The 10,144-nt window shown below is 57.6% G+C and carries 11 protein-coding genes; 4 read left to right on the top strand and 7 right to left on the bottom strand.

Annotated features, from left to right (window positions below):
* Positions 1 to 185, bottom strand: a 185-nt coding sequence (locus PHW69_08460) for a hypothetical protein (GenBank protein ID MDD4005218.1), incomplete at its 3' end; no start/stop codon positions are given.
* A 272-nt stretch (positions 186 to 457) separates the two neighbouring features.
* Here PHW69_08460 and ispH point away from each other — a divergent pair.
* From ispH to PHW69_08445, 3 genes are all read left to right on the top strand, one after another.
* Positions 458 to 2,185, top strand: coding sequence for a 4-hydroxy-3-methylbut-2-enyl diphosphate reductase (gene ispH / locus PHW69_08455; protein MDD4005217.1), 1,728 nt, complete (start codon positions 458 to 460; stop codon positions 2,183 to 2,185).
* 115 nt (positions 2,186 to 2,300) lie between these two features.
* Positions 2,301 to 2,501 (top strand): cold-shock protein, encoded by a 201-nt coding sequence (locus PHW69_08450; GenBank protein MDD4005216.1) that lies wholly within the window; start codon positions 2,301 to 2,303, stop codon positions 2,499 to 2,501.
* A 140-nt stretch (positions 2,502 to 2,641) separates the two neighbouring features.
* Positions 2,642 to 2,842 carry a cold-shock protein gene (locus PHW69_08445; GenBank protein ID MDD4005215.1) on the top strand — a complete coding sequence of 67 codons (201 nt, stop codon included), beginning with the start codon at positions 2,642 to 2,644 and terminating at the stop codon, positions 2,840 to 2,842.
* A 224-nt stretch (positions 2,843 to 3,066) separates the two neighbouring features.
* On the opposite strand, the gene PHW69_08440 is transcribed toward PHW69_08445, so the two are convergent.
* From PHW69_08440 to thiL, 5 genes are read right to left on the bottom strand one after another with little or no spacing between them, the layout of a single operon-like run.
* Positions 3,067 to 5,307, bottom strand: a complete 2,241-nt coding sequence (locus PHW69_08440; protein MDD4005214.1) for a tetratricopeptide repeat protein — start codon at positions 5,305 to 5,307, stop codon at positions 3,067 to 3,069.
* A complete protein-coding gene (locus PHW69_08435; GenBank protein MDD4005213.1) occupies positions 5,300 to 5,752 on the bottom strand; it encodes a GNAT family N-acetyltransferase in 453 nt (150 codons plus the stop codon). The genes PHW69_08440 and PHW69_08435 overlap by 8 nt, the downstream gene beginning before the upstream one ends.
* Complete coding sequence (gene tsaB / locus PHW69_08430; protein MDD4005212.1) at positions 5,749 to 6,474, bottom strand: tRNA (adenosine(37)-N6)-threonylcarbamoyltransferase complex dimerization subunit type 1 TsaB; 726 nt, start codon at positions 6,472 to 6,474, stop codon at positions 5,749 to 5,751. Before tsaB ends, PHW69_08435 begins: the two co-directional genes overlap by 4 nt.
* 7 nt (positions 6,475 to 6,481) lie before the next feature.
* Positions 6,482 to 6,973 (bottom strand): tRNA (adenosine(37)-N6)-threonylcarbamoyltransferase complex ATPase subunit type 1 TsaE, encoded by a 492-nt coding sequence (tsaE, locus tag PHW69_08425; GenBank protein MDD4005211.1) that lies wholly within the window; start codon positions 6,971 to 6,973, stop codon positions 6,482 to 6,484.
* On the bottom strand, positions 6,936 to 7,907 hold the full coding sequence (gene thiL / locus PHW69_08420) for a thiamine-phosphate kinase (protein ID MDD4005210.1): 972 nt from the start codon (positions 7,905 to 7,907) through the stop codon (positions 6,936 to 6,938). Before thiL ends, tsaE begins: the two co-directional genes overlap by 38 nt.
* A 54-nt stretch (positions 7,908 to 7,961) precedes the next feature.
* Here thiL and PHW69_08415 point away from each other — a divergent pair, with 54 nt between their 5' ends.
* On the top strand, positions 7,962 to 9,215 hold the full coding sequence (locus tag PHW69_08415) for a phospholipase D-like domain-containing protein (protein MDD4005209.1): 1,254 nt from the start codon (positions 7,962 to 7,964) through the stop codon (positions 9,213 to 9,215).
* A 243-nt stretch (positions 9,216 to 9,458) separates the two neighbouring features.
* On the opposite strand, the gene PHW69_08410 is transcribed toward PHW69_08415, so the two are convergent.
* Positions 9,459 to 10,144 (bottom strand): NAD(P)H-hydrate dehydratase (locus tag PHW69_08410; protein ID MDD4005208.1); only part of this gene is annotated, 686 nt, incomplete at its 5' end.

Raw genomic sequence — 10,144 nt, 5'->3', positions numbered from 1 at the left:
AGGAAACCGGCTGAAGTATATTTCGGCGAAGCGGCGCGGACGGAAAAAAGAAGCGAAGCATGTAGGATGAATTTTATCACCTTAGCAAGAGCCTGATATTGGTCTAGACAAACCCGACCACTATATATGTCGCCAAGCACCTTCCGCATAAACAAGGCATCGTCAACTATAAGAACTGTAGGCATAAAATCTCCGCTTGTCGGTCCCCGTCCGAATAAAATTCCGGCTGTCCGAATCGTTTTTTTGATACGGAAAATACTTTTTTCAACAACCGAATCAATATGCAAGCCCGCTGCCGTCAGCGGCTGCTACCCCACGCCTTGGATATTATAGCACACAATTAAACTGTTTCAGCTGTCAAAACAAAGTTTAATCCGGGAGCAATAAAATCTAACCGGAATTTACTAAAATATATCAGATCTGCCCGATCTCAATATAATATGCCGGAGCTGATGATATGACTCCAAAAGACCTCGGCGTGACACTTGCCAAAACCGCCGGCTTCTGTCCCGGAGTGAAAAAAGCGATAGACTGCGTGCTGGAGCTGGCCCAGAAAGGCCGCAATCCCATTTATACGCTGGGCCCGCTCATCCATAACAGGCAGGTCATAGCGACGCTTGAGGAAAAAAACATCCGCTCCATAGAATCGCTTTCCGAAATAACCAGCCGGTCGGGCGTGATAGTGCTGCGCGCGCACGGCATTACGCCGGCATTCGAGGCTGAAGTGCGCGCCTTCGGGATGGAAGTTGTTGACGCCACCTGTCCGCTCGTCAAACGCGTGCACCGCGTGATAGCCGAATACGCGGATAAAGGATACGACACCGTTATCGTGGGCGATGCCGGACACGCCGAAGTGACCGGTCTTTTAGGCTACGCCAAAGGGCGCGGCGTGGTTGTTTCCGGGCCGGAAGAGGCGGCTGCGCTGCCGGAATTTGAAAGAGTCAATGTCGTTTCGCAGACCACGAAGGAAGAAAGCGTTTTCCTGTCCGCGGCGGAAAAAATCCGCGCGCGATCCGGCGACTGCGTAATTTCAAACACCATCTGCCAGCCCACAAAGGACAGGCAGCGGGAAATAGTCGAACTTTCAAAAAGCGTTGACCTGATGGTCGTTGTCGGCGGAAAACACAGCGCCAACACCGCCCGGCTGGCGGAAATCTGCGCGCGGCTGTGCCCGAACGCGGTGCATGTGGAATCGGAAGATGAGCTGACTGCCGAACTTATCAGGAAGGCGACCCGCATTGGCATAACCGCAGGCGCGTCCACCCCCAGCTGGATGACCGACCGGGTGCTTTCCCGCGCGCGCGACATGCGCCGGACACTGGGGCAAACCAGCCGCGACCGGCTGGAACAGGCGTGGCGGATAATCATTTACTCCTGCGCGTACACCGCCTTGTCGGCAGTGGCGCTGGAATACGCCTGCGCCGGCATTCAGAACCTGACGCTTAATCCGCTGCTGCTGTGGATGACGGGCCTGTACGTCCTGAGCATGCATATCGTCAACCGGGCAGCAGAAAAAGGAGTCGGATCGTCGGACAACATCAAGATGCTGCTTTACGGCACCCACCGCAAACTTATGCTTTCCGCAGGGTTCGTGGCGGGTGCGCTCGCGCTTATTGCCGCCGCCCTGCTGGGCTGGAAAGTTTTTGCGGTAATGCTGACGGTTTCATTGCTGGGGCTTTTGTATCCCTTCCGGCACTTCGCCAGCAAAGGCGAGGACGAACTGCCCGGCTCAAAAGACATTGCGACCGCCTTGGGCTGGGCGGCGGTGACAGTGGTCATTCCCGCCTTGTTTTACGAGATTCCGTTTTCAAAAGCCGAATTGTTCGCCGCGCTTTACGCCGCGCTTGTGGTATTCATGCGTTCGGTCATGCTGGGCATAAGCTCCGTGAAAACAGACCTTATAATAGGAAAGGAACACCTGTACAAAGCGTTCGGGGACAAGCTGACAAAAAATATTCTTTTGACCCTCGCCCTTTGCGTGACCGGGCTGCTGCTGGCGCTGACCCTGCACGAAAACCACAGCACGCTGGCGTGGGCGCTGCTGGCTGGAAACATGTATACGCTGTTTTGTTTCGGCGCGTATTATTTCAACCGGATACCGAAAACCATCCACGCGGAAACCCTTGTGGACGGGCAGTTTCTGGTGCTTGGCCTCTCCGTTTTCACCGCGCTGCATTTTTCCTGACAGGCGGCACTTGCTTTTTTTTGCGCAAACTGATATCATTTTTATGTGGATGCAATAATTTTTCCACAAACGGACCAAGGGTCTGTTAACTGAAATAGAAGAGGTAGTTATTAATATGAAAGGAAAAGTAAAATGGTTTAACAACCAGAAAGGATACGGGTTCATTACTCCTGACGACGGTTCGCAGGATTTGTTCGCCCATTTCTCGGAGATCCAGGGCGACGGCTATAAATCCCTCGAAGAAGGTCAGGAAGTCGAATTTGAAAAATCCGCTTCCGACAAAGGCCCCAAGGCCGCCGGAATCAGACCCCTGTAAACCCGGAATCTTCTTTGCAAAAAGCCCCGGTTGTAATGCCGGGGCTTTTTTATGCTATAATATATCCAAGGAAGCGGAAGCTTCCCGGAAGGCCGCAAGGCCTGAAAATTAAAGAACAAGGTTCAAAGGACTCAATTAATATGAAAGGAAAAGTAAAGTGGTTTAACAATCAGAAAGGATACGGGTTCATCACCCCTGACGACGGTTCACAGGATTTATTCGCGCATTTCTCCGAGATCCAGGGTGACGGCTACAAATCCCTCGAAGAAGGACAGGAAGTCGAATTTGAAAAATCCTCTTCTGACAAAGGCCCGAAAGCCGCTAACATCCGGCCTCTTTAAACCGCAAGGTTTTTAAAGAACGGCCCCGGCCTTAAAGGCCGGGGCCGTTCTTTATAACAACAAAAAAAACAAACCCGCACCCCCGAACAGCCGCGGACCTGCCGCCGCTTTTCACCGGATCGCCGCGCATAATCACAAAAAATCCTGCCCGGCACGCAATTGCCATGCAATTTTATTACCCGCGAAAAAATTCCACCCGGTCGGGCGGCACGGCAAACCAGACGTTATTTAGGAATAATGCCGCCATTATCCGAAAAAGACGGATTATCCTTGACGACGCTGACCCGCACCTTGAAACCGAACCGCCTGAACTCTAAATATTTAGGCACCATATGCAAACCGAACCGGCCATAGTCCCCAAGCAGCAGCGAAATTTCCCCTCCGTCGGAAAACTTCACCGAGTCGAGCGTGTCGCCCTGCTTGGAAAAACCAAGCACATAGTCCCCGGTTTCGACGGAAACACCGCCCCAGCCGGACGAGAACTCCGCCCCCCTGCCGGCTGCCGCCCTAAACATGGCGCCGCCGTAATAATCGCTTAAAATCCTCATCATGCCGCGCGCGATCGCGTCCAGCTTTTCGCTTTCAACGCCCATGGTTTCCGCCATATCGTGACGGAACGCGCCGGCCGAAGAAATCTCCGCTTTCCATACCGGCGTAAACATCGGCCCCGTCAGGCTGAACGTAACACCCGTGCCGGGCTCATAATCAACAATCCCCTTAAACTGCGCGCCGGATCCGCCGGTTTCCAGCGTCACGTTGCAGAGCGCGGAATATTTCTCGTAGCCGCCTTGCGTCTGCGCCAGATATTTCAGATACAGGCCGCCTCGCTCCGGTTTCGGGATGCGGTCAAGTTCGTCCTGCGCTTTCCGCTGAAGATCCGGCAAAGCCGGCTCCAGCACATACGCCGTCCGGTACGACAGCCAGGCCGGGCCCGAAGAACCGAGCACGCTGTACACCGCGCCCATATGCGCCCAGATTTCCGCGTCGTAGGGGCTGTTGCGCGCCGCCTTGAGGATACTGGCCAGCGCCTGCGGATACTGACCGCGTTTGAACTGGATCCAGCCAAGCGAGTCCTGATAGGCTCCGTTGTCCGGTTCCAGCGCGAGCGCTTTCTCCACGTACTCCTGCGCCTGCCCGAGCTTAAGGCCCCGGTCCGCCAGCGCATAACCGTAATAATTGAGCACCATCGGGTTCTGCGGCCGGGTTGAAAGCACGGCGTCAAATGACTGTTCCATCACATCCATCCGGTTCAGCCGCTCGGCCGTTACGCCGAGCTGGACAAGCGCGTCAAGATTGTCCGGTTCCCTTTTACAGATTCCGGCCAGCACCTCAAACGCCTTCTCATACTGCTTTTGATCCGTCAGCCCGAGCGCATAAAAATACCCTATATCCGAAACTTCCGGCCATTTCCCGTAGGCGTCATTCAGCACGTTCACCGCTTCCCGCACCTGATGATTCTGGGTCAGATAAAGGCTGCGCCGCAGCGCCAGCGAAGGCGTTTTCTCATATTCGGACGAATTATGCAGAAATTCGGCCGCCGCCGCGTAATCCTTGCGCTCCTCGGCGATAGCGGCAAGCCAGTAATTGGCCGTGGGATTGGCGGAATCAATTTCCACGCCGCGCCGGAAACAGGCTTCCGCCTCCGGCACCTTGTCCAGAGCCAGATACAGCTCGCCTACCCTGACATTCAGTTTATCGTTCTTCGGATCAGCCTTGAGCACCTCTTTATAAACGGCAATCGCGGCGGCGGTGGCGTTGCGCACTTCATACAGCTGCCCGAGCGCGTAGCGCGGCTGCAGAAAATCAGGGCTCAGGGCCGCCGCTTTTTTAAAATATTCCTCCGCGCCTGCGGTGTCATTCTGGCGCAGTTTGAGCACCGCTATTTCATAATAGACACGCGGCCTGTCCTGGTCGTTAAGCTCGGAGTATTTCACAAGATACTCAAGCGAACGCTTCGGCTCGGAATCGCGCACAAGCAGCGACAGCTGGTAAAGCGCGTCGCTATTGTCCGGCTCCAGCGAGAGCGCCTTTTCATAATCGGCAACAGCTTCCGGAATGCGGCCCTGCCCCCAGTTCACCATGCCGGAAAGTGCAAGATTGCCGGCATTGTCGGGCTGGAGCTTTAAAAGCTCCGTCATGCAGCGCTGCGCGACATCCATTTTACCGGTGCGCATGGCGGCTTTGATCGCGTCGCGATACACTTCCGTAGCCTTGGGATCCAGCGCAAGGGCCTGCTCGTAAAGCGCGAGCGCGTCGCCGTACTTCCCTTCGCTTTCTTTGAGCACGCCGTCCACATACAGCGCATAGGCGTCCGGCGCTACCGGCGCCGGAGCGGAAACCGCTATTTCCGCGCCCTTGGCAGCATGCATCAGTTCCGGCTCGTCAGCCGCTGCGCACAAAGCGCGGCGCTGGCATGCCACCGCAACACACGCCGCGGTCAGCAATATCCGCAAAAATTTATTCACACTCGCACCTCATCAGGATCGCGTCGTCAATACCGGAGTAAAATTTCGGCCGGCGTCCGACTGACCGGAAACCAGTCCGGCCATAAAACTCGAGCGCGCCGGAGTTGCGCTCATTCACTTCCAGAAAAATCGCCGAGCAGCCGGCTTTCTGTGCCTGCTTGATGAATTCAGCCAGCAGGGCGCGGCCCGCTCCGCGCCGCCGCAGAAAATCCGGCACGGCAATATTGTCCAGCTCCGCTTCAGGCGGAATAATGCGGCCGGCCAGAAAACCGGCCAGCACACCGTCCAGTTCGGCCTTCAGCAGCACGCCCAGCCTGTTATCAAGAAGCTCCCGGTATCCGTGTTCGCTCCAGTGCCCGGCGAATACGACCGCGCGGTCAAGCGCGGTTATGCCCGGCACATCTTCCGGCAGGGCAGGGCAAACCGTCACACCCGCGCCCGTCATAAACCGGGTGCCGCCAGCTCAAACCGCGCGGGTTTGAGATACAGCGGGCTGACCGGCGTTTCCGCTTCCGGCAGACCAGCCGCGAACTCCGCCAGCGCGGCGGGATCAAGCCGGCAGTCCTTCTCCGGCGCGAGCGCATAGCCCCGCGGCAGCACCGTGCCGAGCGCGGCGCCACATTCCGCACGGCCCACGCAGTAAAAAGGAAACTGCGCGCCGGCAAGGAAATCCAGCAGCTCCGCCCTGTTGAGCCAGCGCGGCTCGCCACACGCGCTCAGGCGGGTTCCGTCCGCGTTAATAAACTGGCAGAAATACTCGCTCCGGAACGCATGCAGCACTACGCAGATTTTGCCGCCGTCATGAAGGGTTTTCCATTTCAAATAGCTTGCGGACCGCGCCGTCTGATAAGCCAGCGCCATGAAAACCGTGCCGGCACGCACCGACGCTCCGTTCAGTTCGCGCAGCATCGCCGCAAACGTCAGCCCGATCCGCAGGCCAGTAAACCGGCCCGGCCCGCGCAACACGCACACGCGGCTGATATCGCGCAGCCTCAGCCCGGCTTTTCCCAGCAGCGCCAGTACCGCCGGAAAGAGATATTCCTCCTGCTTGACACCCGCGCGCGACGCACGCAGCACCCGACCCGCGCAAACCAGCGCAAGCCGCAAAGGCGCGTTTGAACTATCTATGGCAAGCACGGCTTTTCCGCTGTCACTGTTTCCGGGCATGGGAACCTTACTCAAAAGAATTTTTCAGCGAATCAAGCAGCCGCCCGCTTACCTCGCCGTGCGACTCCGCCGCTATGCGCCGGCCGTCGCCTTTAAGCAGTTCAAACGATATTTCCAGCCTGTCACGGGGCAGCATATCGGCTATGGGATCGGGCCATTCGGCCAGTATGACGGCTTTTTCATTCTCCAGCATTTCCTCAAAGCCCAGATTGGCCATATCGGCCGATTTCAGACGAAACAGGTCAATATGGTAAACCGTCATGGCGCCGTTGCGGTACTGTTTCAAAAGCGAGAAGCTCGCGCTCACCGGGCTGGCCGGCATTCCCAGCGCTTCCGCCACGCCTTTCACGAACGTGGTTTTGCCGGCGCCTATCGGGCCGCGCAGAAAAATCACTTCTCCGCCGGACAGCAGTTCCGCCAGAAACGCCGCCAGCCGCCGGGTATCCTCTTCCGACCGGGATTTAAAAATGCTCGAATCCTTCTTCTTCCACAATATCACACAGTATCCTTTTTCCGCGCGTCATCACTCCGATCGGGTAAGCGCCCGGCAACAGCCGTCGCAGCTGTTTCAAGCGGGCGGGCGGAACGGTAAACACCAGTCCGTAATCCTCGCCGCCGTAAAGCGCATATTGCCGCCATTCTTTATTATACAAACGGCAGTAACGCTTTAAAACAGGACTGCCAGCCGATTCCGGCAATTTGATGGCGGCGCCGCACCCGCTGTCGCGCGCCAGCGTGCGGACGCTGCTGTACAGCCCGTCCGAATTATCCATCATGGCGGTCGCAAGCCCGTGCAGACCGATTAGCCGGCCCGCCTCAAGCTGCGGCTGCGGCCGCCAGAAATAATCATACAGGGAAGCAAACCCGCGGACGGGCGTTTTGCCCAAAAGGATATCGAGCCCGGCGTGCGCGTCGCCGGCGCGGCCGACCGCGCATATGAGATCTCCGGGCCGGGCGCCAGTACGCCGCACCGCCGGCGCGTTCAGCGCGCCGGCGGCTATAAGGGAAAAATGGAATTTTTCAGCACGGGCGAGATTGCCGCCCGCAAGCTGCATTTCATAGCGCGCGCATTCTCGGATGAGCGCGCCGGTAAACCGGCCCGTCCACGCGCCCGGCGTGCCCCTGGGCATGGCCAGCGTGCAAAGCGCGAACACCGGAGACACCGCGCCCATGGCCGCCAGATCGCTCACGTTCATGGCAACCAGCTTCGCCGCGATGCGCGCGGGATGCGCGAGCGGGTTGATAAAATGAGTGCCCTCGCACATTTCGTCCACGGTAATGACGAGCGGCTCCTTCAGCGCGCGAATAACCGCGCAGTCGTCGCCCGGCCCCAGCAGCACCTCCCGCTTTCTGCCTTTGGCCGCAGCCCGGTAAATACCGGACAGGATGTCCGCTTCGGCCTTGCGTTTTCCACCCGTAAAATCTATCATCATGTAAAGGATATAATATTATTTTCGCCGGGTCAGCCCGTCAGGTAAAAACCGCCTATGAAAAAACTGATAATCCTGCTGTCCGCCGCGCTGGTCCTGTGCGCGGCCCGAACCGCGCGGGCGGACGGCGATAAAAGCCTGTTCACCTCAGCCGCCGTCATCACAGAAAGCGTGCCGCTGGAAACCGATTACGGGTCGGCGCTGACCGCGCGCGCGCCGCAGGTGTGGCTGGAAATGATCAATTCCGCGCAGGACAGCATTGATATCGGCGTGTTCTATATAATCAGCCGGCCCGGCACAGCCATGGAAACCGTCATCTCGGCGCTTAAAGCAGCCGCGGCGCGCGGCGTGAAGGTGCGGATACTTGTTGACTCGGTGTTTTACAGGAAAATGCCCGACACGCCCGACGAGCTGAAAAAAGTGCCGGGCATACAGCTGCGCACGGTGGATTACAATAAAATAAACGGCGGCGTAATGCACGCCAAGTATTTTGTCGTGGACGGCAAAGAACTGTATGCCGGCAGCCAGAACTTCGACTGGCGCTCGCTGGAGCAGATCCACGAAGTGGGCGTACGGCTGAGAATTCCCGAAATAGCCGCCAATTTCACGGACGTGTTCAACCTCGACTGGCAGCTGGCACAGAACCCGGCCGTTCCTTCACGGCTGCCTGCGGCGAAAAATCCTGTGAACCGGGCTCACCCGGTCCGGTTCGTCTGGCCCGGCTCGGACGAGCAAATCGAGGTCTATCCCGCATTCGGCCCGCAAAGCCTTAACCCGAACGGTCTGGATTGCGAAATCACGGAACTGCTCAACGGCATAAACAAAGCGGAAAAATACATTAAAATCCAGGTCATGTCATTCAAAACCAGAACGTACGGAACTAAAGAACAGTGGACCGAGCTTACCGACGCGCTCGCGGGAGCCGCCGGGCGCGGCGTGAAAATCCGGCTGATCGTGGCGGACTGGACAATGTCGGGCGATGCCGCCGCCAGAATCAAAACGCTTGCCAAAACGCCCAACATCAGCGTAAAAGTTTCCGCGATAAGCCAGTATTCAAAAGAGTTCGTGGAATTCGCGCGCGTGGAACACTGCAAATACTTCACGGCAGACGGAAAAATTTCCTTCATCAGCACGTCAAACTGGGAACGCAGCTATTTCTATCAGGCGCGCAACGCCGCAATCATTCTTGCCGGCGCGGAGGTCGCCTCGGTGATGGAGGATATGTTTGACACAAGCTGGAACAGCCGCTTCGCCGCGCCCGTGGACCCTGACAAAAAATACATCCCGCCCCGGCGCGAAAAGAAAAAATAAAATTTTACCGTCACTGCCCCCCGGCTTACGCCGTGAAAGGTTTTCCGCCGCCCATACCGGCTGCCGCGGGCGGGCCTGCGCGCTTCATTCCTCCGCGTGATTGCGGTCTGTCGGACGTTGGAATGATTTACGAGTTAATCAAAATTGAGAGTTAAGCGCAATTTCGTGTGGGTTTCTTGTGCGGAATTTATAAAAAGAGGCGGCCCGCATATTTCAGCAGGCCACCCTCTTAAAACAACAGCGTCACTCGCCAACCAGCGTTTTGCGTATCGCCTTGGGCAGCCAGTCCGCCAGCTCGCCCGCCAGCAGGCAATATTCGGTCATCTCGCGGCGGGCAAGCGTTCCGCACTCGCCATGCAGATACACCGCCGCGCAAGCCGATTCGAACGCGGTTTCGGGAGTAAAACCGTTAAGCTTGCCTGATTGCGCCCAGAGCCCGGCCACCATGCCCGCCAGCACATCTCCGGTACCGCCTTTTGACAGCTCGCAGGATCCTGAAACGTTAAGCGCGGCCCGGCGTGGCGCGACTGCGCCCTGCACGGAGCCTATGGCTGTTTCAAAATCCTTGAGAACGCCTACCCCGTTCGCCAGATCCGCCAGTTTCAGCGCGGACTGTTCCCGGAAAATTTTAAGCGTTTCCCTGTCAATTTTCAGGAGCCGTTCCGCTTCGCCGATATGCGGCGTGAGGATACGGGCCGGCCCCGTCCCGCCGAAAAAATTCTCCGGCTTGGGGCTGCGCGAAATGGCGTTGAGCGCGTCCGCGTCAATAACGGAGGGCAGATTGCAGCCTTTCAGGAACCCGCGCACGCATTCAGCCGTTTCCGGACAGCACCCCAGCCCCGGCCCGATCAGCACCAGATCAAACCCGCGGCTTTCAACCAGCGTTTCCAGCTCTTTCGCGGCGGCAGCCGCCACAACGCCGTCGGCGG

Source organism: Elusimicrobiaceae bacterium (genome assembly GCA_028700325.1).
Lineage (GTDB): Bacteria > Elusimicrobiota > Elusimicrobia > Elusimicrobiales > Elusimicrobiaceae > JAQVSV01.
This window is presented reverse-complemented; position numbering and strand designations above follow the sequence as displayed.

Bases quoted from the DNA above. Each gene is read 5' to 3' on its own strand.
- ispH (MDD4005217.1), top strand. From the start codon at position 458: ATGACTCCAAAAGACCTCGGCGTGACACTTGCCAAAACCGCCGGCTTC.
- PHW69_08450 (MDD4005216.1), top strand. From the start codon at position 2,301: ATGAAAGGAAAAGTAAAATGGTTTAACAACCAGAAAGGATACGGGTTC.
- PHW69_08445 (MDD4005215.1), top strand. From the start codon at position 2,642: ATGAAAGGAAAAGTAAAGTGGTTTAACAATCAGAAAGGATACGGGTTC.
- PHW69_08435 (MDD4005213.1), bottom strand. From the start codon at position 5,752: ATGACGGGCGCGGGTGTGACGGTTTGCCCTGCCCTGCCGGAAGATGTG.
- tsaB (MDD4005212.1), bottom strand. From the start codon at position 6,474: ATGCCCGGAAACAGTGACAGCGGAAAAGCCGTGCTTGCCATAGATAGT.
- thiL (MDD4005210.1), bottom strand. From the start codon at position 7,907: ATGATGATAGATTTTACGGGTGGAAAACGCAAGGCCGAAGCGGACATC.
- PHW69_08415 (MDD4005209.1), top strand. From the start codon at position 7,962: ATGAAAAAACTGATAATCCTGCTGTCCGCCGCGCTGGTCCTGTGCGCG.